Source organism: Bradyrhizobium sp. 215_C5_N1_1 (assembly GCF_052075935.1).
GTDB classification, from domain to species: Bacteria; Pseudomonadota; Alphaproteobacteria; order Rhizobiales; family Xanthobacteraceae; genus Bradyrhizobium; species Bradyrhizobium barranii.
Genome location: NZ_CP197228.1, coordinates 170943 through 195767, shown reverse-complemented (window position 1 = coordinate 195767; position 24825 = coordinate 170943). Strand labels below are relative to the sequence as shown.

Below are 24825 nucleotides of genomic sequence, written 5' to 3'. Positions count from 1 at the left end.
GGCCTCACCGCATCTGCCGCGCCGGCTCGATCAGCTCGGGCCGCGGCCCCGACAGGCGCTTGTGCATGTGGACCATGAACGCCATGCCGAAGATCGGCGTCGCCAGATTGACGATCGGGATCGAGACGAAGGCCGCAATGAAAAGGCCGGCGGTGAAGATGGTCGCGGCGTTGTCGCGCCGCATCGCCCTGGCCTCCTCCGGCGAACGGAAGCGCATCGCGGCGAGCTCGAAATATTCGCGCCCGAGCAGCCAGGCGGCGGCGACGAAGAAGATCAGGAATCCGGCACCGGCGAACAGGACCAGCGGCAACGCCACCAGATAGACCACGATCGTCAGCAGCGCGGTCTTGACGCCCTCGTAGATCGCCTGGCTGAACGGCAGCGCAGCGCCCGGCCGCTCGGCGGGATAGTGCTCGCGCTCGACGATGTCGGCGACGTCGTCGACGAACAGGCTCGCCACCAGCGAGGTGATCGCAGGCATCAGGAACACGCCGCCGAACACGACGCCGAGGCCCGCCGTGATCGAGACGATCCAGGCGAGGACCTCGAGCGAGGAATGCCAGCTCGGCCCGAGCAGGCCTTCCAGCCAGACCTCGCCATAGGTCGCAAACCAGCTCAGCAGCCGCTGCAAGCCGATCGCCAGCACGATGATCAGGACCAGTGCAAGCCCGATCGATCGCCACAGGATCGAGCGCATCGGCGGCGAGATCAATTGCGACAGCGCCTTTACGGCGGCATCGAGCATCGGAGTACCTCTCAGCAAAACTACCCGCGAGAGGTAGACATGCGCGGAAGGTTCGACAAGAGGCCGAGCTTTCCGGGACAGATTGCCGCGCCTGGAGCTTGGGTTCTGAGTGAATCAGAACGGAAGCTCAAGGCGCTTGTTTTGACGCGTTTTCTTCGCGCGAGCCGGCAGCCACTTCGCTTGAAGACGCTCTAGCTCACCCTGATGACGAGGGCATAGTTCTGCGGCGCGACGGCGATGGAATGAGCGATGACCGATATCACCGCTTCGCCGGCCGGCAGATTCGCGAAGATGACCTGCTCGACATTGTTCCTGCGGTCGAAGTCCTTCGAGCCGGCCGGCATGTTGCCATGGCGTTCCTGCTTGTTGGCCACCACGACGAGATCGAGGTCGCTTTGCAGGCCTTCGCCGGGCGGATCGGTCCAGACCAGCGTGACCTTCAGGCGGCTGCTTCCCGCCGGTATCGTGACCGTGCGGTCTTCGCGTTCGCCTGCGTCGAGCTTCTTCTTCTCGTCGAAGAACTGCAAGGCTTCCTTCGCAGCAAGGGGGCCGACCACGGCCTGGACGTCGACTCGGCCGAAACCCTGACTGTTGTTTGCGACAGAGCCCGCCTCCGAGGGAATGTATTGGCCAGCAATGCTACGAGCTCCGTTGATGATGAGTGCCTTCAGCAGTGCGGCGCTCGGCGACTTCAGCCCGTGGCTCTTCCTCAGGAACGACCGGACCACCGCGACGCATCCGGCCACCAGCGGCGTGGCCATGCTGGTACCGCCTTCGAACATGTAGAGCGGGTCCTTCGAGAGCTTCCATCCCTTCGATTTCGTGACGCGGGAGCGCGTTGACAGGATGAAAGATCCTGGCGCCACGACGTCGGGCTTGATGCGATCGTCGTTGGTGGGTCCCCGGCTGCTGAACGCCACCATCCCTTCGGGATCGTTGGCGACGGGATCGGGGTTGATGGGAATGGCCGGAAAATCGCGTGGCCAGGCCTCTCCGTAGGTCATGGGCTCGTTGGGGCGATTGTTCTCGCATGCGCCGATGGTGAGGCAGTTCTTGGCCGTACCAGGCGGCGTCACGGAGTTGGGGTCGACCTGGCCATTGCCATCCTTGTCGCTGCCTTCATTTCCCGCGGCAAAGCAGATCAGCATGTCGCGATGCGCGTAGACGAACGTGTCGAGCTCGTTGGCCTGGGAGTCATACACGCCGAAATTTCCGACGCTGCCCCAGGAGTTGGAATGAATTCGTGCCTTGTCCGTCTTATAGGGCGGGCCGAACAGCGCATCGAGGCTGTCGGGCAGGCCGCCGAGATTGCCGCCGCTGTCGAGCACGGATTGCAGAACCAGCTTGGCGCCGGGAGCCGTGCCGCGGATCGGGCCGTCGCTTTTCGATACGCCGTCGCCGAGGGCAGAACCCGCGACATGAGTGCCGTGACCATCAGGATCGTCTTTGCGCCCGGGCCGCCCGAGCGCGTAGAGCTTCTTGACGCGCCCCTTGAAGGCCGGGTGCGTGTTCGTGGTCGATCCCTTGTCGAAGCCGGTATCGGCGATCGCGATGATCTCGCCCGCGCCTTCGCCGCCGTTGCTCGGCGTCGCCGCGGGAACGCGAAGAATGCCCCGCGCGATGTTGTTGAGCAGCTTGCGCGGAAAGACCTTCTCGACGCTGCGTACCTCGTCGAGCGCCGCGACGTCGGCAAGACGGCGCATCTTCAGCGTCACACGCACCTTGGCCGTGCCCGGAACGACGTCGTCGAGCTGCACATGCGCCGCTTCCGCGATCTTCTTTGCAGCGGCCTTCACGCCGACATTGCGGTGGAGCATGACGTCGACGGTCACGCTGGTGCGGTCGAGCGCCGCCGGCTTTGCCGCAAGCGCGCGCGCCGCAGCGACGCCTCCGGGTTGGGTGTCGAGGTTGCGCAGTGCCGGCGCGATCTTCACGATGCCCGGGTAGAGGTCTGCCCATGTCACGAACGGCAGTTTCCGCACCTTGTCGAGCCCGGCCGCCGGAAAGTGACAGATGACGGCGCTGCCCGGGACGGCTTCCAGGATCTCGGCGCCGGCCTTGGCGAGCTGCCCTCTGCGCTCGGCGTTGAGCGGCTGGTTGGTCTGCACAATGATGTAGTCGGATTCCTTCGCATTCGCATGATCCAGCGACAGCGCGGCGCGTTCCGCGTGCGGAGCCGAAGGATCGATCGTGATGCCGTTGATCGTGATCTGCGCCATGGCCGTTCCACTCTCCCTGATTGATCGTCCGTCCTTTGTCGTCTGCGCTGGCCGGATCGCTCGCTAGGGCTCCGCCGCGATGCTGGCCCAGCAGGTGATGGCGCTACAGACCGTGCTCCAGCGGCCGAACCCCTTGTAGATCTGGGCGGCGATCTGCTCCTGCTGCTGCAAGGTGCCTTCGGCCTTGATCTGCGGATCGGAGACGTTGCGGATCGCGAGCCAGCGCGGTGCCTTGTCGCCCATCTCCTGCGCGACCAGGCCAAGGATGGCATCGCCCATTTCGGAGACGTCGCCGAGCCCCTGGAGATGGAAGTGGTCGTCCGAGGTGTCGAAGCCGAAGAAGTCGGTGGTGACCACGGAGGAGGACAGGCCGCTCGGCTTCACGACGAAGATCTTCGGCGCCCTTGTATTGTCCTTCGGCAATTGCCCGGCATTGGCCTTGAACAGCGTCTTGGCCTGCGCGAATTTCTTCGTCACCGCGGATCTGCTGGAAAAATGCTCCTGCGCGAACGGCTGCTTCTTGAACTTCGACAGGCAGTCGAAGCGAACGATCGGGCTGACGACGACGTCGCCGACCTCGAATTCCTTGCCGATGCCGCCGGCCGTGCCCGTGGTGATGACGAGCGTCGGCTGCACCTCGGTGATGATCTGGCGCCAGACGTCGATGTTCGGCAGTTGCGGGCCGTCCTGCGACATGTGCGAATCGGATTTGAAGATCACGACCTTCTTCTTGCCGATCGTGGTGGTCCAGTAGGTGCCGAGCCGTTTCAGCTGCTTGGCCGGACACCCGTTGCGCATCTTCTTGGAGATGGCCGCGTAATTGTGCGTGTAGGGTAGGTAATCATTGCGGGAGTCCTTGCCCGGCGTCAGCACGCGGCTGAGGGCGTGCCCTTCGTCGACGGTCCAGGTCACGACCAGCACGTCGGCGCGCGGCAGCGGTCCCTTGCCGTTGCCTTTCGGCTTCGGCCCGGTTTGCGGCGCCAGCCCTTTCGGCCAGGCAATGTCGGTGAAGCGCGACAGCCCGGTCGAGGTCGAGAAGGCCATGAACTCGCGGCCCTCGCTCGATTCGGAATCGAAATCGATGATCTCGCGCCGAAAGTCCTCGGTCGTGACCTTCGCGGATTTCTTCACCGCGCCCTTGGCCACGCGTTTCACCGCGAAGGTGTCGGGCGGGGGTGGCGTCGTGATCGGATCGAAACCGAGATTTCTCTCAACCCATTTGCGGTCAGCACGCATCGCATTGTCTCCGCCAAATTGATTTCCAGACGTCTGATTTCGACAAACGCCTTCCGTTGGTCGGCCAGACAAGCCAACGGTTGCAATTTTAAATCGAAATCCTTGTCGTCGAATGGTCGTGAATATTGACCGATTCCGTGCCGATCTGAGCCAGTCGGATGTTGCCCCTGCCAAACAAGAGGTTTTCTGAAAAAATATCGCTCAAATGCCTGAACCAATTTGGGTTTGAGATTACACCTATAGTTGAGGTGCGACAATCTGCCTTCCAATCACAAACGGAGGAAGTCATGGCAAGCTCGACCACGCGCGTGACGCTGGCGAACAGCGCACGGAAATTGCCGAAGGGGGCCAAGCTCGTCGGCGCGGCCGATCCCAAGCAGGAAATCGAGATCAGCGTCCGCCTGCGCGCGAAGCGTGCCGACGATGAGCAGGTGATGACGCTCGGCGCGCAACCGCCGCGCGAGCGGCAGTATCTCTCGCGTGCCGAGTTCGGCGCAGAGATGGGCGCGGATACCGCCGACGTCGCCAAGATCGACGATTTCGCTCATCACCACGATCTCAACGTCAAGAGCGTGCATCTGGCGTCCCGCACCGTGAAGCTGACCGGGACGGTGAAGGCCATGAGCGCAGCCTTCGGCGTCAAGCTCAACAAGGTCAGATACGAGGGCGCGACCCATCGCATGCGTAAAGGTAGCGTGCAGATCCCGGCCGAGCTCGCAGGTATCGTGGTCGGCGTGCACGGCCTGGACAACCGGCCGGTGGCGCAACCCCACTTCCGCCGCAAGCTGCCGCAGAAGGGCGCAGCCGCACGCGCCGCGCAGGGCGGCAGCTTCTCGGTCGATCAGATCGCCCAGCTCTACAATTTCCCGGGCGGCGAGACCGGCGCCGGCCAGTGCATCGCCATCATCGAGCTCAACGACATCGACCAGAAGGGCCATCCCACGGGCGCCGGCTACAAAACGTCAGACCTGCGCACCTTCTTCAAGAAGGCGGGCATCGCGATGCCGAAGATCGCACCCGCGAGCGTCGACGGCGGCGCCAACAAGCCCGGCCATTCGGACGCCGACGGCGAGGTCGTGCTCGACATCGAGGTGGCCGGTGCGATCGCGCCCGGCGCCAGGATCGTGGTCTATTTCGCGCCCAACACCACCAACGGCTTCATCGATGCGGTCAAGGCCGCCGTCCACGACACCGCGCGAAAACCTTCGGTGATCTCGATCAGCTGGGGCGGGCCGGAAGACCAGGAAGGCTCGCAGCAATTCGTCGACGGCCTGAACGAGGCGATCCGCGACGCCGCCGCGATGGGCGTCACCGTCTGCGTTGCCTCCGGCGACAATGGTTCGGCTGACATGGGTGCGGACTGGGACGGCAAGCCACATGCAGATTTCCCGGCCTCGAGCCCGTTTGCACTCGCCTGCGGCGGCACCAATCTGAAGGCGCCGAACGGCCAGATCAACGAGGTGGTCTGGAACGGCGGGCCGCAGGGCGGCGCAGGCGGCGGCGGTGTCAGCGTCGTGTTCCCGCGGCCGCAATACCAGGCCCAGGCCCATGTGCCGAAATCACCGACGCATCACAACGGCCGCGGGGTGCCCGATGTTGCCGGCGATGCCGATCCTGCGACCGGTTACCAGATCTTCCTCAACGGCGTCGGCACCACCATCGGCGGCACAAGTGCCGTGGCGCCGCTGATGGCGGGGTTGATCGCCCGCATCAACGAGGCGACGACGAAGAAATTCGGCAAGACCGTCGGCTTCATCAACCCGCTGATCTATGCCTCGCACACGCAAGGCGTGTTCCGCGACATCACGGTCGGCAATAACGACATCACCGGCGATCTGCACGGCATGTACAAGGCCGGCCCCGGCTGGGACGCCTGCTCCGGCCTCGGCGTCCCCAACGGCGAAGCGCTGCAGAATTTACTCTCGGCGTGAGGTTTGTCTCTTCCTTCTCCCCTTGTGGGAGAAGGTGGCGCGAAGCGCCGGATGAGGGGTGTGCTTCCGCGAGTTCAGAATTCGCGGAGAAATACCCCTCACCCGTCTCACCGCTGCGCGGTGAGCCACCCTCTCCCACAAGGGGAGAGGGTTAAGCGCGTGTGCGGCTCGCTCCTACTCGTGCCGGTGCCCGTGCTTGCTCGCCTTCGCCTGCTTCCCTTCACCGGTCGGGATCATCACTACGCGGCCGTAGCGGACGCCGCGTTCGGCGATGATGTGGTCGGCGAAATGCCTGACCTCGCCGGCGTCGCCGCGCAGCGCCGTCATCTCCATGCAATTGTTGTCGTCGAGATGGACATGCAGGGTGGCCAGCGCGAGCTCGTGGTGGCCGTGGAATTCCTGTACCAGGCGTTTCGAGAGATCGCGCGCGGCGTGGTCGTAGACGTAGACGAGGCCGGCGACGCAGGGGCCGGTCTGCGCGGTGTCCTCGGTGCTCTGTTGCAGGCCGGCGCGCGCGAGGTCGCGGATGATCTCGGAGCGGTTCTGGTAGCCGCGCGCTTCCGCCGCCGCGTCGATCTCCGCCAAAAGATCGTCCTCGATGGTGATCGTAATCCGCTGCATCAGGTCCTCTCCGCGCGTACCGCCCTTGTTACCTCGCCCCGCTTGCGGGGAGAGGTCGGAGTTCAAGCGTAGCTTGAATTCCGGGTGAGGGGGACTCTCCACGAGTCCAATTGTCACCGCGGTCGCGGAAGCAGCCCCTCACCCCGACCCTCTCAGTGCGAGCGAAGCTCGTCGCGGCCCCGTAAGAACGGCGCGAGGGAGCGCGCCGTCATCATCACAGCCGCGTCCCGCGCAGCCGCAGCGCATTCCCGACCACGCTCACCGAGGACAGCGCCATCGCCGCCGCGGCGATGATCGGGGACAGCAGGATGCCGAACGCCGGGTAGAGGATGCCGGCCGCGATCGGAATGCCGGCGGCGTTGTAGATGAAGGCGAAGAACAGGTTTTGGCGGATATTGCTCATGGTCGCCTGCGACAGTCTTCGCGCACGCACGATGCCGGTGAGATCACCGCTCAACAGGGTGACGCCGGCGCTCTCCATCGCCACGTCCGTGCCGGTGCCCATGGCGATGCCGACCTCGGCGGCCGCCAGTGCGGGCGCGTCGTTGACGCCGTCGCCCGCCATCGCGACGCTGCGCCCGGCCTTTTGCAGCTTCGTCACCACCGCGCTCTTCTGGTCGGGCAGAACCTCGGCCTCGACCTCGGCGATACCGAGCCGGCGCGCCACCGCTTCCGCCGTCGTGCGATTGTCGCCGGTCAGCATGATGACCTTGATGCCTTCATCGGCCAGCGCCCTCAGCGCTTCCGGGGTCGAGGCCTTGACCGGATCGGCGATCGCGAACAGGCCGGCCAGCTTGCCGTCGACGGCCATGTTGATCACGGTGGCGCCGTCCTGGCGCATCCGTTCGGCCTCGGCATCGAGCGCCGTGGTGTCGATGCCGATCGACCCCAGGTATCTTGCGTTGCCGAGCACGATGCTCCTGCCGTCGATTTTTCCGGTCGCGCCCTTGCCCGTCGGCGAGTCGAACTGTTCGACCTGAGCGAGGGTGAGTTGCTTCTCCTTCGCGGCGCGCACGATGGCGTCGGCGAGGGGATGCTCGCTGGCGCGCTCGACGCTGGCCGCAATGCGGAGGATGTCGTTCTCCGCAAAGCCGGCAGCCGGAACGATCGCGACCACCTTCGGCTTGCCCTCGGTCAGCGTGCCGGTCTTGTCGACCACCAGCGTGTCGATCTTCTCCATCCGCTCCAACGCCTCGGCGTTCTTGATCAGCACGCCGGCCTGCGCGCCGCGGCCGACGCCGACCATGATCGACATCGGGGTCGCCAGGCCGAGCGCGCAGGGGCAGGCGATGATCAGCACGCTGACGGCGGCAACGAGGCCGAAGGCAAGCCGCGGCTCCGGTCCGAACCAGGCCCAGGCGGCAAAGGCGGCGATGGCAACGGCGATCACGGTCGGCACGAACCAGCCCGCGACCTGATCGGCCAGACGCTGGATCGGCGCACGCGAGCGCTGCGCGTCCGCGACCATCTGCACGATCTGCGACAGCAGCGTCTCGCGCCCGACCTTGTCGGCGCGCATGATGAAGCCGCCCGACTGGTTGAGCGTGCCGGCAATGACCTTTGCGCCGGTCTCCTTGGTCACCGGCATGGATTCGCCGGTGACGAGGGATTCGTCGAGCGCGGAGCGTCCCTCGAGGATAATTCCGTCGACTGGCACCTTCTCGCCGGGGCGGACGCGCAAATGGTCGCCGGCGTGGAGCGCATCGATCTCGACCTCGTGCTCGCCGCCATCGGCATCGACGCGGCGCGCGGTCTTCGGCGCAAGCTGCAATAGCGCCTTGATCGCACCCGACGTCGCGTCGCGGGCGCGCAGCTCCAGCACCTGGCCGAGCAGCACCAGCACGGTGATCACAGCGGCGGGCTCGAAATAGACGGCAACGGCACCATCATGACTGCGGAAGGTCGCCGGGAAAATCTGCGGCGCGACAGTCGCGACGACGCTGTAGACATAGGCGACGCCTGTGCCCATCGCGATCAGCGTGAACATGTTGAGGTTGCGGGTGACCAGCGACTGCCAACCTCGGACGAAGAACGGCCAGCCGGCCCACAGCACGGCGGGCGTGGTGACGACGAGCTGGATCCAGTTCGACAGCGCCGGATCGATCCAGTCGTGAGGGCCGGCGAGATGGCCGCCCATCTCCAGCACCACCGCCGGTAGCGCCAGCGCGCCACCGATCCAGAACCGCCGCGTCATGTCGGCAAGCTCGGGATTGGGGCCGGTGTCCAGGCTCGCGACCTCCGGCTCCAGCGCCATGCCGCAGATCGGGCAGCTGCCGGGTCCGACCTGGCGGATCTCCGGATGCATCGGGCAGGTGTAGATCGTGCCCGCGGGCATCTCGGGTTCGGGCGCCTTCTCTCTGGCGAGATACTTTGCGGGATCGGCGGCGAATTTGGTGCGGCAGCCGGCCGAGCAGAAATGGAAGGTCTCGCCGTGATGTGTGTGGTGATGCTTCGAGGTCGCGGGATCGACCGTCATGCCGCAGACGGGATCGAGGACTGTGGTCGCGGCGGCGCCATGGTCATGCGCGTGGTGCTGGGCATGATCGCCGCGCCCGCCGCAGCAGGAGGACGCCGCGGGCTTGTCGGCTGGCGGGGCGGCCTCGGGAGCAGCCTTGGGGGTGGCCTTGGCGGAACAGCCGCATCCGGACGGTGTTTCCGACGTGTGATGGTGCCCGTTTTCGGCGTCGTTCATTGCCATGCTCCGGCCTTGCAACATATACCCTAGGGGGGTATATAGAACGCATGCGCAAGGACATCAAGGCATCCGTCGGAAAACGTCTTGGCCGGATCGAGGGTCAGGTTCGCGGCCTCTCGAAAATGGTCGAGGAGGACCGCTACTGCATCGACATCGTGACGCAGATCTCGGCCGTGCGTGCCGCGCTGCGCCGGGTCGAGGAAGAGGTTCTGAAGGATCACGTCGCCCATTGCGTCGAGCACGCGATCGCGAGCGGCGACAAGGCCGATCAGCGCGAGAAGATCGCGGAGCTGATGGCGGTGATCGGGCGGGCGGAACGGTAGGCTCTCACCATCGTCATTGCGAGGAGCGCAGCGACGAAGCAATCCAGATTGCCTCCGCCGAGGGACTCTGCATTGCTTCGCTACGCTCGCAATGACGGTGGAAAGAGCGGTGCAACGTCTCTCCCGGCCTTTGCCGGAACGACGGCAGGCGCGATGCTTACGCCGCCATCTCCTGCGCGCGCCCCCGCGCGCGGTACATCGCCAGTTCGTTCAGCAGCACAAAATGCTCGGAGCAGGTGGCGCCCATCTCCGCGGGCTGCGCGCTCACTTCTTCAGCCGGAACTTCAGTCGGCGCTTCTTCGTCAACCGTCTCAGGAACGAGCGGCGGCGCACTGAGCGTTTCTGGAAACACACTGAATGTGCCCGCTACCTCCTCGAGCGGCTTCTGCTTGTCGGCCCAGTGCAGCGCGGTGTAGTCGAAGCCGTGCACGATGGTGGGTTTGACGACTTCGAAATAGGGCGAGATGTCGAAGTCGCGGGGCATGTAGAGCGAGGAATCGCGGATGTGCAGGATCTCGCGGCGGGCGGCGCGGCTGCCGGCCTTGGTGATCTTCGGCAGGATCGGATAGCGCACGGCGTCGAAGGCCTGCGCGATCAGCGCCGAGCAGATGATTTTTGTCGGATCGCCCGAGCCGATCGAGATCATGCGCCGCCGCCAGCGTTGCGGGATCGGCAACGGGAACAGGAAGCGCATCAGGTCGACGATGTTCTTGGTGTCATAGCCGAAGCCGATGCGATTGATCGCATAGCGGCAGACCGTGGTGCGGTCCTCATAGGACAGCCCGACCGGGCGGCAGACACGGGTGTGATACGGGAAATATTTCGACAGCGGCGCCGAGGTGACGCCCTCGCCGATATTGGCCTCGATCAGCACGTGCGGCTCGCCGTTGGGCTCCGTGGCGCCCTCGACCGGACCGACATAGAGCGCGGCATGGGACCAGGTCGACTGCGTCAGATATTTGATGATGCCGGAGATGCGGTTGTTGCCCTCGACCAGCAGCACGTCGCCGGGCTCGATGACGCCGCGCAGGTGCTCCGGGTCGCTCGGCGTGAACGGCTCGTAGCCCGGCACCTCCTTCGAGAGGTACGCGGCAATCAGCTTGCCGACCGAGTCCAGAACCGTCCCCATTTCAAACTCCCCCCACGGCCTTTTCCGGCCGTCTTTTTCCCTTCTCTATCATGGTCGAAACGTGTTGCAATTCGGTTCATCACTCTGTGAGATCAAGCACGATTGATTCACCATGATGGTTGCCGTGCAACACCAGATGCAGCAAGGTTCGCGGGCTGTTCCCGTTCGCCGCAAGTTCCCGGAAACCATGACATGACAATCACGCGCCGCAGCTTCCTATCGGCGTCGGCGGCTCTTGCCGCGATGCCGGTCCTGCGCGCGACTGCCGCACCCCTGCCGCGCGAGGCCGACATCGTCGTGATCGGCGCGGGAGCGGCCGGAATTGCCGCGGCGCGGCGCATCATGGCCGCCAACCGCAAGGTCGTGGTGGTGGAAGCGGCATCCCAGATCGGCGGCCGCTGTATCACGGACAGTACGACCTTCGACGTGCCGTTCGATCGCGGCGCGCGCTGGATGCACAATCCCGAGACCAATCCGATGATCCGGCTGGCGCGCAGTGCCGGGCTCGACGTGCTGCCGGCACCGACCGGCCAGAAGATGCGTATCGGCCGCCGCAATGCGCGCGCGGGCGAGACCGAACAGTTCCTGGCGGCGCTGGTGCGGGCCAACCGCGCCATCGACGAGGCCGGGCGCGGCAAGCTCGATACGGCCTGCGCCTCGGTGTTGCCGAAGGATCTCGGCGACTGGGCCGGTGCGGCCGAATTCGTGCTTGGTGCGAGCTTTGCGGGCAAAGACCTCAAGGAGCTGTCGGCGATCGACAAGGCGCGTGCGCAGGACCGCAACACCGCGATCGCCTGCCGCCAGGGCCTGGGGACCCTGATCACCAGGCTCGGCGAACAGGCGCCGGTGGCGCTGTCGACGCCGGTGAGCAGGATTGTCTGGAGCAATCGCGACGTCAGCGTGGAGACGCCATCCGGCAGGATCGCCGCACGCGCCGCCATCGTCACGGTCTCGACCAATGTGCTGACGTCGGGCGCGATCAAGTTCGGGCCTGATATTCCCAAGCGCACGCTCGATGCGGCGTCAAAGCTCACGCTCGGCAGCTACGATCGCATCGTGCTGCAACTGCCGGGTAATCCGCTGGGGCTCTCGCGCGACGACATCCTCATCGAGCAGAGCAATTCGACACGCACGGCGCTGATGCTCGCCAATATCGGCGGCTCCTCACTGTGTTCGATCGATGTCGGCGGCTCGTTCGGCCGCGATCTCTCCGAGCAGGGCGAGAAGGCGATGGTCGCCTTCGCCAGGGAATGGATCACGAAGCTGTTCGGCAGCGAGGCGGCGGCCGCCGTGCAGAAGACCACCGCGACGCGCTGGAACGCCTCGCCTTTCGTGATGGGCGCGATGTCGGCGTCCTCGCCCGGCGGCCAGCTCTCGCGAAAAATCCTGACCGAGCCGATCGGCAACCTGTTCCTCGCCGGCGAAGCCACGCACGAGACGCTGTGGGGCACCGTCGACGGCGCCTGGGAAAGCGGCGAGCGCGCGGCGGATGCGGCCTTGCGCAAGATCGGCGCGCTCAAGGACGAGTCGGCCGACGTGCCGACGCAGTCGACGAAGAAGCGCCGCGCGCCGCGGCAGCAGGGCAATTAGCGCAAAATCCCGTCCAACACCGGCAGCCCCGCGATCACCGCCATCGCGATCAGACCGTAGCAAATCGCGCGAAACAATTTTTCGCTGGCGCGGCCGAACAGCGATGCACCGAACGCGACGCCGATGGCATAGACCGGGCCGACGATCAGCGACAGCACCAGCGATTCGCGTGAGATCAGGCCGGTCGTCGCGTAGCTGACCATCGAGAAGAAATCCGACGCGCTGAAGAACAGCACGATATTGGCGCGCGCGACAATCGGCGCGATGGGGCGGCCGAGCCAGTAGCCGACGATCGGCGGGCCGCCGGTCTGCGCCAGACCGCTGCAGAAGCCCGAGAGGCCGCCGATGCCGACCGAGAGCCAGGCGTGGTCCTCGCCGCGATAGCGCCAGCCCGACAGCAGCAGCAGCAACAGCGCAGCGACGAAGCAGGAGATGATCCAGCGCGTGGTGACGGGCTCGAGCACGCTGAGGAAATAGGTGCCCACCGGCACGCCGACCAGCGCGCCCAGCACGATCACCGCGGTGGCCTTGCGGTCGGCCTTGCGCCAGGCGTCGGGCAGCAGCGGCAGGGCCGCGACGAAATCGATCACGAGGAGCAGCGCGGCCACGAGACGCGGCGCCGCGATGCTGCTCGCCAGCGGCATGAAGATCAGCGCCGAGCCGAAGCCGGAGAAGCCGCGCGCGGTCCCTGAAACGAAAGCGACGGCGCAGAGCGCCATCGCAATGGTGAGGCCGACGTCCTTCGGAAGAACATCCGCAAGGGTCATCCGCGCAAGACGCCGCCAGTCTTCTTCGTGACTTCCGCCACGATCTTCCCGGCGACGGCCTCGATCTCCTGATCGGTCAGCGTCTTCTCGCGCGGCTGGATCGTCACGGCGATCGCGATCGACTTCTTGCCGTCATCGATGCCCTTGCCCTCGTAGACGTCGAAGACATTCACGCCGGTGATCAGCTTCTTGTCGACGCCTTGGGCGGCGCGAACGATGTCGCCGGCCTTTACGGTGCGGTCGACAATGAAGGCGAAGTCGCGCGTAACAGGCTGGAAGGCCGACAGCTCGATCACGGGCTTGGCGCGGGTCGGCTTCTTCTTCGCCTCGGGGATGCGATCCAGGATCACCTCGAACACCATCAGCGGGCCATCGGCACCGAGCGCCTCGAGCGCGCGCGGATGCATCTCGCCGAAATAGCCGAGCACGTTCTGCGGGCCGATCTGGATCGTGCCCGAGCGACCCGGATGCAGCCAGGCTGGCCCGCCCGCGACGATCTGCAGCGCCTGCATCGGTGCACCGGCAACGGCAAGCACCGCGAGCGCGTCGGCCTTGGCGTCGAACAGTTCGGCCTGCGCCGAACCCGACCAGTGCCGTCCCAGACCTTCTGACGAAGCAAAGCCGCGGCGCACGCCGCTGGCCGCCATGAACTGATCCTGCGGGCGGTCGCCTTTGAACAGCTGGCCGACCTCGAACAGCGCGACATCGCCAAAGCCGCGATCGGCGTTGGCCTGCGCCGCCGCGATCAGGCCCGCCAACAGGGTCGGACGCATGTCGGACAGATCCGAGGCGATCGGATTGGCGACTTCGAGTTCGCGCTGGCCGCCGCCGAACAGGGTTGCTGCAGACTTGGTGATGAAGGACCAGGTCACCGCTTCGATGATGCCGCGGCTCGCGAGTGCGCGCTTGGCGCGACGGGTGCGGAGCTGGAGCGGCGTCAGCACCGGCTTGCGCGCGTCCTCGCCGCGCTCGAACGGCGTCATCGGCACCTTGTCGACGCCGTAGATGCGCACGATCTCCTCGACGAGGTCGGCCTTGCCATGCACATCGGTGCGCCACGAGGGCACTGCGACCTTCACCACCGGACCCGGGCCGGCCATCATGAAGCCGAGATGGGTCAGGATGCGCTTCATCTCCGGCTGCGGCACCTCGATGCCGGAGAGCCGCTTGACCTCGGTAACAGGAAAATCGATCACGCGATCGTCGCCGAAGGCCTTTCCGACCACGACGTTCTCCGATGGCGCGCCGCCGCACATCTCCATCACGAGCTTGGTCGCGAGCTCCAGCCCCGGCACCATGAAGGCCGGATCGACGCCGCGCTCGAAGCGGTAGCGCGCGTCCGAATTGATGCCGAGCTTGCGGCCGGTCTGGGCGATGTTGATCTCGTTCCACAGCGCCGATTCGATCAGCACGTCGGTGGTGTTTTCGTCGCAGCCCGAGGCCTCGCCGCCCATGATGCCGGCGAGCGATTCGACGCCGTGCTCGTCCGCGATCACGCAGATGGCGGGATCGAGATTGTAGGTGCGGCCGTCGAGCGCCAGCAGCGTCTCGCCGTCGCGGGCGCGGCGCACCACGAGATTGCCCTTCACCTTCTTGGCGTCGAACACGTGCAGCGGGCGGGCGCGGTCGTAGGTCATGAAGTTGGTGATGTCGACCAGCGCATTGATCGGACGCAGCCCGATCGCGGTCAGCCGCTTCTGCAGCCATTCCGGCGACGGCCCGTTCTTCACCCCGCGCACCAGGCGCAGCGCGAAGCCCGGACACAGCGTGGCGTCCTCGACCGCGACCTTCACGGTGCACGGGAATTCACCCTTGATCGGCTTGATCGTGGGGTCCTTGAACTTGCCCATGTCGGCCGCGGCAAGATCGCGGGCGATGCCGTGCACGCCGGTGCAGTCCTGTCGGTTCGGCGTCAGATTGATCTCGACCACGGGATCGCCGAGACCTGCCCATGCGGCATAAGCAGCGCCGATCGGCGCATCCGCCGGCAGCTCCATGATGCCGTCATGGTCGTTGGAGATCTGGAGCTCGGCCGCCGAGCACAGCATGCCGCGGCTCTCGACGCCGCGGATGGTGCCGACACCGAGCGTGATGTCCTTGCCGGGAATGTAGGTCCCCGGCGGCGAGAACACGCTGACCAGGCCGGTGCGCGCATTCGGCGCGCCGCACACGACCTGCACCGGTGCGCCACCATCGCCGGTATCGACCATGCAGACGCGCAGGCGATCCGCATTCGGATGCTGCTCGGCCGAGATCACCTTCGCGATGGTGAACGGCTTCAGCGCCTTCGCCTTGTCCTCGATGTTCTCGACCTCGAGCCCGATCATGGTGAGCTTGTCGGCGAGCTTTTCCAGGGGCTCGTCGGTGTCGAGATGATCCTTCAGCCAGGAGAGGGTGAATTTCACGAGCTCAGTCCTCCCGCAAGCGTCGGCACTTCGAGCGGCTTGAAGCCGTAATGGGACAGCCAGCGGACGTCGCTGTCGAACAGCTGGCGCAAATCGGCGATGCCGTATTTCAGCATCGCGATACGGTCGATGCCCATGCCCCAGGCAAAGCCCTGGTACTCGTCAGGATCGATGCCGCAGGCGCGCAGCACGTTCGGATGCACCATGCCGCAGCCGAGAATCTCGAGCCAGTCCTCGCCCTCGCCGAACCGGATCTCGCCCTTGTCGCGGCGGCACTGGATGTCGACTTCCAGCGACGGCTCGGTGAACGGGAAGAACGACGGCCGGAAGCGCATGTTGATGTGGTCGACCTCGAAGAACGCCTTGCAGAACTCGTGCAGGATCCATTTGAGGTGGCCGAGATGCGAGTGCTTGTCGATGACGAGGCCTTCGACCTGGTGGAATTGCGGTGTGTGGGTCGCGTCGGAATCGATGCGGTAGGTGCGGCCCGGGCAGATCACGCGGATCGGCGGCTTCTGGCTCAGCATGGTGCGCACCTGCACCGGCGAGGTGTGGGTCCGCAGCAGCATGCGCGAGCCATCCTCCTTCGGATGGAAGAAGAAGGTGTCGTGCATCTCGCGGGCGGGATGGCCTTCCGGAAAATTCAGCTTGGTGAAGTTGTAGTCGTCGGTCTCGATGTCGGGGCCTTCCGCGACCGAGAATCCCATGTCGGCGAAGATCGTCGTCAACTCGTCCCAGACCTGGCTCAGCGGATGGATGCGGCCGGCTTCAGTCGGCGCATCGCGCAGCGGCAAGGTGACGTCGATGGTTTCGGATGCGAGCCGCGCGTCGAGCGCCGCCGACTTCAGCACGTCGCGCCGCGCGGCGAGGGCCTGGGTGACCTCGTCCTTGGCCTGGTTGATCGCCGCGCCTTGCGTCTTGCGCTCGTCCGGCGACATCTTGCCGAGCGTCGCAAGCAAGGCGGAGATCGAGCCCTTCTTGCCGAGGGACGCGACGCGGACGGCTTCGAGGGCGGCTTCGTCCCCGGCAGCACTGATCTGCGCGAGGATGGATTGGACGAGACTGGCGAGGTCGGACACGGTCGGATCCTTTCAAAACGCTGCCGGTTGTGGCCGCAGCCGGGCCGGAACGTCAAGCCGTATAGCCGTCGTAAATGCAGGGCATTCGAACCCTATAGGCATGGCTGGCACCAACCTGAAGTCGAGGGAGAAGACGATGCGTTTACGATCCTGGGTGGTCGGCTTGAGCTTGGTTCTTTTGGGGAGCGCGGCTCACGCCGCGGAGGAATGCCCGGCCAAATCGACGTCGATGGATGACATCATCGCGGTCCTGAACGCGGCGCCGAGCTGCGACCGTGCCATGACGCTGTTCGATGCTTGCGCGTACGGCGCCAGCGGCGACGTGCAATTCGGCGAAGCGGTCGAGAAGAAGTGCGAGGCCGATTTTGTCGGCCGGCTGAGAACGCCGCAGAAGCTCAGCTATCAGCGCGAGTTGCGGGTCTGCGACCGGAAGTACCGGAACAAGTCCGGCACCATGTATATCTCGGCCACGGCCTTCTGCCGGGCGGAGGTCGCCCAGCGTTACTCGCGACGTGCGCTGAAGGCCGGCGGAGCCGGCCGTTAGTGCTGGGCTTGCTCTGAAGCAGCCGCTTAGGCGGCCAGCGCAGCCTTGGCCTTCTCGGCGATCGCCTGGAACGACGCAGGCTCGTGGATCGCGAGATCCGACAGCACCTTGCGGTCCACGGTGATGCCCGACTTGGCGAGACCGTCGATAAATCGGCTGTAGGTCAGGCCGAACGGACGCACGGCGGCGTTGAGACGCTGGATCCAGAGCGCGCGGAAAGTCCGCTTCTTGCGCTTGCGATCACGGAACGCGTACTGCTGGGCCTTTTCCACGGCCGGCTTGGCGGCGCGGATGGTGTTCTTGCGGCGGCCATAGAAACCCTTGGCGGCCTTGTAGACTTTCTTGTGCTTGGCGTGGGCGGTCACACCGCGTTTGACGCGAGACATGACAAAATCCTTCAGAGATGACTTGGTTTTCGGATCGCCGCGCGAGCGCGGCGGAGGTGGCAATGATCTTCGACGATCTTGGACGCGATCAGGCGTTCGGCAAGAAGTACTTCTTGACGTTGTCGCCGTCGGTCTTGAACAGCACGCGAGTGCCGCGCAGCTGACGGATCTGCTTCTTCGTCCGCTTGATCATGCCGTGACGCTTGCCGCGCTGGGCGTGCATCACTTTGCCGGTGGCAGTCACCTTGAAGCGCTTTTTAGCGCCCGATTTGGTCTTCAGCTTGGGCATTTGGCTCTCCTAATGGCCACAGAAATCCGCCCGCGAAGGCGGCTGGCCGTCAAAAATGCTCGTTAGAGCGTTGATTGTGCTCAGGTTTTACGAACAAGCGCGAAACCCGCACGGACACCGCCACGGCAGCCCTTAATCAGCCGGGCGATGAAGGCTGGGCTTATGACAGAGGACAAGCCAAATGGCAACGCTGAACCGCCGAAACCTGCCCGGCGACTATTCGGAGTTACCACCCATATGTCCAAGCCATGTCGCCTGGAGCAAGACCAAAATGGCCCATTTTCCCCGATCGCTTTCGTCCTTGACGGACCTCGCCCGCCCGCGCCGCCTGGCGCTGCTTGCCGTGCTGGCCACGGCCATGCTGCCCTCGACCGCCGACGCCCGTATCGGCAGCTATGACGGCATCTGGAATGTCACTTTCGCCACCACGCGGGGCAATTGCAGTTCCGGTTACAGCGTCCCCTTCACCGTCACCGGCGGCCGGGTGTCATCCGCCGGCGGCGGCCGGGTCTCCGGCACGGTCCGTCGCGGCGGCGCCGTCGCGGTCCAGGTCTCGGTCGGCGCGTCCCACGCCAGTGGAGGCGGCCGGCTCGGCGGGGTGGCCGGTGCAGGCTCCTGGAACGGCATCATTTCCGGCGACCGCTGCAGCGGCATCTGGCATGCGACCCGGTCCTGATACACAAACGGCCCGCCGGAAATCCGGACGGGCCGTTGAACTCTCAGTCCTGAAAAACGGACGTCAGCGCGGCGCCAGCACCATGACGACCTGACGGCCCTCGAACCTGGCGTCCTGCTCGACCTTGGCGAGCTCGGCGACGTCGTTCTTGATCTTGTCCAGAAGCTTGGTGCCGATCTCCTGGTGCGCCATTTCGCGGCCGCGATAGCGCAGCGTGATCTTGACCTTGTCGCCCTCTTCGAAGAACCGCTGCATCGCGCGCATCTTCACGTCGTAATCGTGGTCGTCGATCATCGGGCGGAGCTTGATCTCCTTGATCTCGACGATCTTCTGCCGCTTGCGGGCTTCGGCGGCCTTTTTCTGGGCGGAATACTTGTACTTCCCGTAGTCCATGATCTTGCAGACGGGAGGGCTGACATTCGGCGAAATCTCGACCAGATCCATGCCAGCTTCCTGGGCCATACGGATGGCCATGACGGTTTCGACCGTGCCCTTGTTGTCACCGGTCTGATCGATCAGCTGGATTTGCGCATTGCGAATATCATCATTGATGCGCGGCCCGTCTTTGCTGGCAACGGGCGGGGCTTTATTGGGACGGCGAATGGGTGGTTCTCCAAAATTGTGAAAGAGGCGGCTAGTCTGAAGGAAGATGCGTTTGCGGGCAAGCAAGTCGCGTGCGGGAGGCGAAAAAGCCTCAAATGCGAGGCATTTTGGTCACGCCCATGGGCACGCTGCAGGACATAGACACCTTGCTTCTGTTCCGCAAGCGTCCCAAAGGGCAATAGCGATGCTGGGCTGGGCCCCGGAACGCATCCAGACAGTTCAAACCGAACAACCAGAGTAAACGTTCCATGAGCAATGCAATTCCTGAAGCCGTGCTCGGCTTCATCGATGTGGGCGAGGGCCCGTCCGCACGCAGGATCGCGGTGCGCAGCCGCGCGGGTCGAGGACCCGGACTGGTCTGGCTCGGCGGGTTCAAGTCGGACATGCAGGGCAGCAAGGCCGTGGCGCTGGATGCCTGGGCCGCGGACCATGGCCGCGCCGCGGTCCGGTTCGATTATTCCGGCCATGGCGAATCCGGCGGCGAGTTCGCCGATGGAACCATCGGAAGCTGGCTCGAGGACAGCGTGGCGGTGTTCGAGCGGTTCTGCGACGGCCCGCAGGTCCTGATCGGTTCCTCCATGGGCGGCTGGATGGCGCTGCTGCTCGCGCGCGAGATCAGGAAGCGGGCCAGTCAAGCGTCGCTTGCGGGCCTGGTGCTGATCGCGCCGGCGCCCGACTTCACCGAGGAGCTGATGTGGAAGAATTTTTCGGCCGGGGTGAAGAAAGAAATCGAGACCAAGGGCTTCTGGCTGCGGCCGTCGGACTATGGCGATGGCTCGCCCTATCCGATCACGCGGAATCTGATTGAGGAGGGCCGCAATCACCTCGTGCTCGGCAGCGCCATCGATCTCGGCTGTCCCGTCCGCATCCTCCAGGGCGCGCAGGATCCGGATGTGCCCTGGCAGCACGCCTTCGCGCTGACGCATCGCCTGCCGGCCGACGACGTCGTGCTCACCATGATCCAGGACGGCGATCACCGCCTCTCCCGTCCGCAGGACATCGCCCGCATTCTTGCCGCGGTGGCCGAGATCGGGTGAGACTGCCGCGCAACATTCGGTGTCATCGCCCGACTTGCCGCCTTCGCTAAGGCTTCGGCGGCCGAGTGAGTTCTTGGCCCGGCGAAGCCTTGGCGGAGACGGGATCGGGCGATCCAGTATTCCAGAGGCCATCGTGCTTTAGCCGAGAAGCCGCGGCGTACTGGATGCCCCGGTCAAGCCGGGGCATGACGGAGAGCGAGAATGGGAGAAATGCCAATGACCGCCACCACGATGCTGCGCACCTTTTGCGACGCCGTCGAACAGCGTAACGGAAAAGCCTTCGCGGATCTCTTCACCGAGGACGGCGTCTATCACGATGTCTTCTACGGCGCCTTCGAAGGCCGCGAAAAGATCGCAGCGATGGTCGACGACTGGTTCTATCGCACGGCGACCGATTTCCGCTGGGACATGCATGATCCCGTCACCGACGGCACCACGCTCTATGCGCGCTACACTTTCAGCTATCGCTCGACCTTGGCCGAAGCGAACGGCGCGCGGGCGATGTTCGAGGGCGTCGCGATCATGACGCTGCGCGACGGCAGGATCGTGAGCTATCACGAGGTCGCCAACACCGCGCCGGCGTTCGTCGATCTGAAGTTTGCGCCGGAACGGATTGCGAAGATCGTCGGCAAGCAGGGCGCCGAGCTGAAAGCGCGGCCTGAGATGCAGCGGCATCTGGCGTAGCCGCGCGGCCCTCTCCTCTTGTCATTCCGGGCTCGCGCTACGCGCGCCCCGGAATGACAGCAGCGACTACCGCTTCGACGGATTCGCCATCGGCTTGCGCTGTGCCAGTGCTGCGACCGTGGCGGTGCCGATCGGGCCTTGCTCGTCGTAGAGCCAGCATTCGCCGATCGCGACACCATCGGTCGCCTGGTGATTGACCACGTCGAAGCCGATCCAGTTCGTCACCGGCAGCCGGTGCAGATAGATCGTCACGTCGCTGTTGATGTAGCCGAGCCCGTTGTCGCCGGCGTTCGCAAAGGGGCTTGCGAAATCGGCGCCGACAGCGACATGCACGAACGGCGTCATCGGCACGCCGGCCACCAGCTCGCGCACCTCGCTCATCCAGAGCCGGCGCGGACCGAGCGAGCCCATATGGCCGACGATCGGCCGCGTCGTCCATTTGCCGTTCATGCCGAGCCTGGGATCGGTCGGCTTGGGAATGTCATCCGGCTTCGGCACGTCCCAGTTCGGCGGCGACCAGACGTTGCCGTCCGGATTCTGCGTTTTGCGCAGCAGCTGGCACGAGGCACGCGCCACGCTGACGCCGCCGGAGACAAATTCGGCCTCGACCACGCGAATGCGTAGTCCGTCGCGCACCAGCCGCGTCGTCACCTCGATCGGCTTGTCGATGGTCGGCAGCCGAAACATGTCGACCGTGAGCCGCGCCGGGACGAATTCAGGGCCGGAATGGCGCTCCTCGATGGCGAAGCCGAGCAGTCCGACGATGACGCGTCCGTGCAGCGATTTCGGATCCCAGGGACCGTTGGCCACTTCCGTCGGATGGAATGTATCGCCGTCGCGGGTGAAGAAAGGCATGTTTGTCATGACGCGCGACTTTGAGGAAAGCTGCGGGGAAATCAAGGTCCCCCAATCCTCAGTATGAGGAGGCGCGAAGCGCTCTCACCACAACAACGGTGTCATCGCCCGGCTTGACCGGGCGATCCAGTACTCCGAGACGATTGTGGTTCAATCGAGAGGCCGCGGCGTACTGGATGCCCCGCCTTCGCGGGGTATGACAGTGGAGAGTTGGGAAGCGGCTTGCCACTCCTCACGCACGCTTTCGTCACGCTCTATGCTCGCCGCCGCGGACTTCATCGCATCGAACTCTTCCCGCGACACCAGCTGTTCCAGCGCCCACACCGCAGCGCCACGCACCAACGCGCTCTCATCGCCAAGCAATCGCCGGGCCTCCGTCGCCAGCGCCGTATCGCCGGAGTTACCAATCGCGATCAGCACATTCCGCAAAAAGCGGTCGCGGCCGATGCGCTTGACCGGCGACTTCGTGAACAGCGCGCGAAACGATGCATCGTCGAGGCGTGCGAGTTCGGCAAGCGACGGCGCGCGCAATTCGTCGCGCGCGGCGAGCTTTGCCTCGCGTCCTTCCTGCGCGAACTTGTTCCAGGGACAGGCCGCAAGGCAATCGTCGCAGCCATAGATGCGGTTGCCGATGGCTTTGCGAAACTCGCGCGGGATCGGTCCCTTGTTCTCGATGGTGAGATACGAGATGCAACGGCGCGCATCGAGCTTGTAGGGCGCCGGAAACGCCGACGTCGGGCAGATGTCGAGGCACGCCCGGCATGAGCCGCAATGATCGATCTCGGCGTCGTCGCGCGGCAGCTCGAGCGTCGTGTAGATCGCACCGAGGAATAGCCAGGAGCCGAACTCGCGCGAGACGAGATTGGTGTGCTTGCCCTGCCAGCCGAGATGCGCGGCTTGCGCCAACGGCTTCTCCATCACCGCCGCGGTGTCGACGAACACCTTGACGTCCGACGGCGCGGTCGCCACCAGCCAACGCGCCAATGCCTTCAGGCGCTTCTTGATGAGATCGTGGTAGTCGTCGCCCTGCGCATAGACCGAGATCGCGGCGCGCGTGCGCTGCTGCAGGATCGCGAGCGGATCCTGGTCGGGCCCGTAATTGACGCCGAGCATGATGACGCTGCGCACGTCCTGCCATAGGCCGCGCGGATCGACGCGGCGCTCGGGGTGTGCTGCAAGCCAGTCCATGTCGCCATGGCCGCCCGAGGCGATGAATTCGAGAAAATGCTTCCCGGCGTTCTCGATCGTGCCGGAAGCGGTGATGCCGATGCAATCGAAGCCGAGCGCGCGTGCCTCGTTTGCAAGCGCCGCCTTCAGTTCGGTCGGATCGAAGTTCAGAAGTCGAGGTCCACGTAGGTCCGCGATGCCGGCACGCCCGCCAGCCATTCGCTCAGCAGCGGACGGAACGACGGGCGGGATTTCACCCGCGCGTACCACGCCTTTGCTGCGTCGTCCTCGCTCCATGGCACGTCGCCCAGATAGTCGATCGCCGAGAGATGCGCCGCGGCGGCGAGATCCGCGTAGGTGAGCCGGTCGCCGGCGAGGAAGTTCCGCGTCTGCGCCAGCCAGCCGATATAGGCCAGATGATAGCGCACGTTGGCCTTGGCGGCTCGCATCACGTCGGCCGAGGGCGCGCCGCCGCCGTTCTCCTCGCTCATGAAGCGCTTGTAGATGCGCTCGGTGACCAGAGGATGCGAGACCTCCTCGAAGAATTTTTCGTTGAACCAGGCCATCAGCCGGCGCACCTCGATGCGCTCGGCGACCGTTTCCGGCATCAGGCGCTTCGGTCCCATGTCGGCGCCATAGGCCTCGTCGACATATTCAGCGATGATCGCCGCGCCCGGTATGGGCGATTGTTCCTTGTCCACCAGGACGGGCGTGGTGCCGGCCGCATTGAGCAGCAGAAACGCCTCGCGCCGCTCCCAGCTGCGCTCTTCGACCAGCCGCAGTTCGAGCCCGTATTCTCCCGCGATCAGGCGGATGAAACGCGAATGCGGGCAGAACGGATGATGAAACAGCGTAAACATGAAGCCTTTGACTATTTGATGGTGATTAAGAATCCATCAATGTTTGTGCGGCGCCACACTAGTTCTTCAAAACCGCGAAGCAAGGGTGCGATGCCGCATTTTGCGATTGCGGCAAAGAGGCGAATAGGCGAGAAGAGCCCCGCTTTTCCAGCGGAAATGGACCGTAAATATGTCAGACGCAATACGGGCAGTGATCCTCGGCATCATCGAGGGTGTGACCGAGTTCCTTCCCGTGTCCTCGACCGGCCACCTTCTGCTCGCGGAGCGCTTCTTCCATCTCGGCGAAGGCGCCTTCTGGGATTCGTTTACCGTTCTGATCCAGCTCGGCGCGATCCTCGCGATCGTCGTGCTGTACTTCAAGAAATTGTGGGACGTCGCGATCGGTATGTTCACCGGCGACGCCTATGCGCGCCGCTTCGTGATCGGCGTGCTGGTGGCGTTCCTGCCCGCGGTCATCGTCGGCCTCGTTGCCGGCAAATACATCAAGAGCCTGCTGTTCAATCCGTGGGTCGTGTGCTTCTCGCTGATCGTCGGCGGGGCCATCCTGCTGTGGGTCGATCGGCTGGATCTCAAGGCGCGCGAGCATGACGCCACCCGCTTTCCGCTGCTGATGTATCTCTATATCGGCATTGCGCAGTGCATCGCGATGATCCCGGGCGTGTCGCGCTCCGGCGCCAGCATCGTCGCCGCGATGTTTCTGGGCGCCGACAAGCGCGCGGCGGCGGAGTTCTCGTTCTTCCTCGCCATTCCCACCATGATCGGCGCGTTCGCCTACGATTTCTACAAGAACCGCTCCGAGATGACGATGGACCACATGGGCATCGTCGCGATCGGCTTCGTGGTGTCGTTCATCACTGCGATCATCGTGGTGAAGACGTTTTTGAGCTACGTCACCCGCCACGGCTTCGCGGTGTTTGCCTGGTGGCGCGTGATCGTCGGCACGCTCGGCCTGATCGCACTGGCGCTCGGCCGTTAACCTCTCGA

General features: G+C 64.9%; 23 protein-coding genes. 8 read left to right on the top strand and 15 right to left on the bottom strand.

Annotated elements, in window-relative coordinates; translation table 11 throughout:
* Positions 1–4: 4 nt before the first annotated feature.
* From AB7G19_RS00850 to AB7G19_RS00840, 3 genes are all read right to left on the bottom strand, one after another.
* On the bottom strand, positions 5–745 hold the full coding sequence (locus AB7G19_RS00850) for a sulfate transporter family protein (protein WP_063980234.1): 741 nt from the start codon (positions 743–745) through the stop codon (positions 5–7).
* A gap of 191 nt (positions 746–936) precedes the next feature.
* Positions 937–2964 carry a S8 family serine peptidase gene (locus tag AB7G19_RS00845; RefSeq protein WP_354115253.1) on the bottom strand — a complete coding sequence of 676 codons (2028 nt, stop codon included), beginning with the start codon at positions 2962–2964 and terminating at the stop codon, positions 937–939.
* A gap of 63 nt (positions 2965–3027) precedes the next feature.
* Positions 3028–4200 (bottom strand): phosphorylase family protein, encoded by a 1173-nt coding sequence (locus AB7G19_RS00840; RefSeq protein ID WP_085404984.1) that lies wholly within the window; start codon positions 4198–4200, stop codon positions 3028–3030.
* 287 nt (positions 4201–4487) lie between these two features.
* On the opposite strand from AB7G19_RS00840, the gene AB7G19_RS00835 reads away from it, so the two are divergent.
* A complete protein-coding gene (locus AB7G19_RS00835) occupies positions 4488–6131 on the top strand; it encodes a S53 family peptidase (RefSeq protein WP_354077186.1) in 1644 nt (547 codons plus the stop codon).
* A gap of 174 nt (positions 6132–6305) precedes the next feature.
* Here AB7G19_RS00835 and nikR read toward each other — a convergent pair whose 3' ends face one another.
* Together nikR and AB7G19_RS00825 are read right to left on the bottom strand one after the other, a co-directional pair.
* Positions 6306–6752, bottom strand: a complete 447-nt coding sequence (gene nikR, locus AB7G19_RS00830) for a nickel-responsive transcriptional regulator NikR (RefSeq protein ID WP_085404986.1) — start codon at positions 6750–6752, stop codon at positions 6306–6308.
* Positions 6753–6966: 214 nt separating this feature from the next.
* On the bottom strand, positions 6967–9444 hold the full coding sequence (locus AB7G19_RS00825) for a heavy metal translocating P-type ATPase (RefSeq protein WP_085405108.1): 2478 nt from the start codon (positions 9442–9444) through the stop codon (positions 6967–6969).
* Between the two features lie 50 nt (positions 9445–9494).
* On the opposite strand from AB7G19_RS00825, the gene AB7G19_RS00820 reads away from it, so the two are divergent.
* Positions 9495–9770 carry a metal-sensitive transcriptional regulator gene (locus tag AB7G19_RS00820; RefSeq protein ID WP_007598521.1) on the top strand — a complete coding sequence of 92 codons (276 nt, stop codon included), beginning with the start codon at positions 9495–9497 and terminating at the stop codon, positions 9768–9770.
* Between the two features lie 157 nt (positions 9771–9927).
* Here AB7G19_RS00820 and AB7G19_RS00815 read toward each other — a convergent pair whose 3' ends face one another.
* Positions 9928–10899, bottom strand: coding sequence for a YiiX/YebB-like N1pC/P60 family cysteine hydrolase (locus AB7G19_RS00815; RefSeq protein WP_085404987.1), 972 nt, complete (start codon positions 10897–10899; stop codon positions 9928–9930).
* Positions 10900–11091: 192 nt separating this feature from the next.
* Here AB7G19_RS00815 and AB7G19_RS00810 point away from each other — a divergent pair, with 192 nt between their 5' ends.
* Positions 11092–12489 carry a flavin monoamine oxidase family protein gene (locus tag AB7G19_RS00810; protein ID WP_085404988.1) on the top strand — a complete coding sequence of 466 codons (1398 nt, stop codon included), beginning with the start codon at positions 11092–11094 and terminating at the stop codon, positions 12487–12489.
* Here AB7G19_RS00810 and AB7G19_RS00805 read toward each other — a convergent pair.
* Genes AB7G19_RS00805 through pheS form a run of 3 tightly spaced genes read right to left on the bottom strand, consistent with a single transcriptional unit; the run spans position 12486 to position 16740 of the window.
* On the bottom strand, positions 12486–13256 hold the full coding sequence (locus AB7G19_RS00805) for a sulfite exporter TauE/SafE family protein (protein ID WP_085404989.1): 771 nt from the start codon (positions 13254–13256) through the stop codon (positions 12486–12488). The two genes, AB7G19_RS00810 and AB7G19_RS00805, sit on opposite strands and share 4 nt — an antisense overlap.
* The gene (pheT, locus tag AB7G19_RS00800) at positions 13253–15661 is read right to left on the bottom strand and encodes a phenylalanine--tRNA ligase subunit beta (RefSeq protein ID WP_085404990.1); all 2409 of its coding nucleotides are present in this window, start codon (positions 15659–15661) and stop codon (positions 13253–13255) included. Before pheT ends, AB7G19_RS00805 begins: the two co-directional genes overlap by 4 nt.
* Positions 15658–16740 carry a phenylalanine--tRNA ligase subunit alpha gene (gene pheS / locus AB7G19_RS00795; RefSeq protein ID WP_038932708.1) on the bottom strand — a complete coding sequence of 361 codons (1083 nt, stop codon included), beginning with the start codon at positions 16738–16740 and terminating at the stop codon, positions 15658–15660. Before pheS ends, pheT begins: the two co-directional genes overlap by 4 nt.
* 136 nt (positions 16741–16876) lie before the next feature.
* On the opposite strand from pheS, the gene AB7G19_RS00790 reads away from it, so the two are divergent.
* The gene (locus AB7G19_RS00790; RefSeq protein WP_028148823.1) at positions 16877–17284 is read left to right on the top strand and encodes a hypothetical protein; all 408 of its coding nucleotides are present in this window, start codon (positions 16877–16879) and stop codon (positions 17282–17284) included.
* A 26-nt stretch (positions 17285–17310) separates the two neighbouring features.
* On the opposite strand, the gene rplT is transcribed toward AB7G19_RS00790, so the two are convergent.
* Both rplT and rpmI read right to left on the bottom strand, forming a co-directional pair.
* The gene (rplT, locus tag AB7G19_RS00785; protein WP_014490867.1) at positions 17311–17670 is read right to left on the bottom strand and encodes a 50S ribosomal protein L20; all 360 of its coding nucleotides are present in this window, start codon (positions 17668–17670) and stop codon (positions 17311–17313) included.
* An 88-nt stretch (positions 17671–17758) separates the two neighbouring features.
* Entirely contained in the window at positions 17759–17959 is a 201-nt protein-coding gene (gene rpmI, locus AB7G19_RS00780; protein WP_008539890.1) for a 50S ribosomal protein L35, read from the bottom strand.
* Positions 17960–18230: 271 nt separating this feature from the next.
* Between rpmI and AB7G19_RS00775 the strand changes: the two genes are divergently transcribed.
* Complete coding sequence (locus tag AB7G19_RS00775) at positions 18231–18635, top strand: hypothetical protein (protein WP_085404991.1); 405 nt, start codon at positions 18231–18233, stop codon at positions 18633–18635.
* A 63-nt stretch (positions 18636–18698) separates the two neighbouring features.
* Here the strand turns inward: AB7G19_RS00775 and infC are convergent, their stop codons facing one another.
* Positions 18699–19238, bottom strand: coding sequence for a translation initiation factor IF-3 (infC, locus tag AB7G19_RS00770; protein WP_071917037.1), 540 nt, complete (start codon positions 19236–19238; stop codon positions 18699–18701).
* A gap of 248 nt (positions 19239–19486) precedes the next feature.
* Here infC and AB7G19_RS00765 point away from each other — a divergent pair, with 248 nt between their 5' ends.
* On the top strand, positions 19487–20275 hold the full coding sequence (locus tag AB7G19_RS00765; protein WP_085404992.1) for an alpha/beta hydrolase: 789 nt from the start codon (positions 19487–19489) through the stop codon (positions 20273–20275).
* Between the two features lie 216 nt (positions 20276–20491).
* Positions 20492–20959, top strand: a complete 468-nt coding sequence (locus AB7G19_RS00760; RefSeq protein WP_085404993.1) for a nuclear transport factor 2 family protein — start codon at positions 20492–20494, stop codon at positions 20957–20959.
* Between the two features lie 66 nt (positions 20960–21025).
* Here AB7G19_RS00760 and AB7G19_RS00755 read toward each other — a convergent pair whose 3' ends face one another.
* The 3 genes from AB7G19_RS00755 to AB7G19_RS00745 form a co-directional block, all read right to left on the bottom strand.
* A complete protein-coding gene (locus AB7G19_RS00755) occupies positions 21026–21823 on the bottom strand; it encodes an acyl-CoA thioesterase domain-containing protein (protein WP_354115254.1) in 798 nt (265 codons plus the stop codon).
* 141 nt (positions 21824–21964) lie between these two features.
* Positions 21965–23200 carry a tRNA epoxyqueuosine(34) reductase QueG gene (queG, locus tag AB7G19_RS00750; RefSeq protein WP_085404994.1) on the bottom strand — a complete coding sequence of 412 codons (1236 nt, stop codon included), beginning with the start codon at positions 23198–23200 and terminating at the stop codon, positions 21965–21967.
* Complete coding sequence (locus AB7G19_RS00745; RefSeq protein WP_014490874.1) at positions 23149–23841, bottom strand: glutathione S-transferase family protein; 693 nt, start codon at positions 23839–23841, stop codon at positions 23149–23151. Before AB7G19_RS00745 ends, queG begins: the two co-directional genes overlap by 52 nt.
* A 169-nt stretch (positions 23842–24010) precedes the next feature.
* Between AB7G19_RS00745 and AB7G19_RS00740 the strand changes: the two genes are divergently transcribed.
* Positions 24011–24817 carry an undecaprenyl-diphosphate phosphatase gene (locus AB7G19_RS00740; protein WP_063980219.1) on the top strand — a complete coding sequence of 269 codons (807 nt, stop codon included), beginning with the start codon at positions 24011–24013 and terminating at the stop codon, positions 24815–24817.
* The last annotated feature ends 8 nt before the right edge of the window (positions 24818–24825 follow it).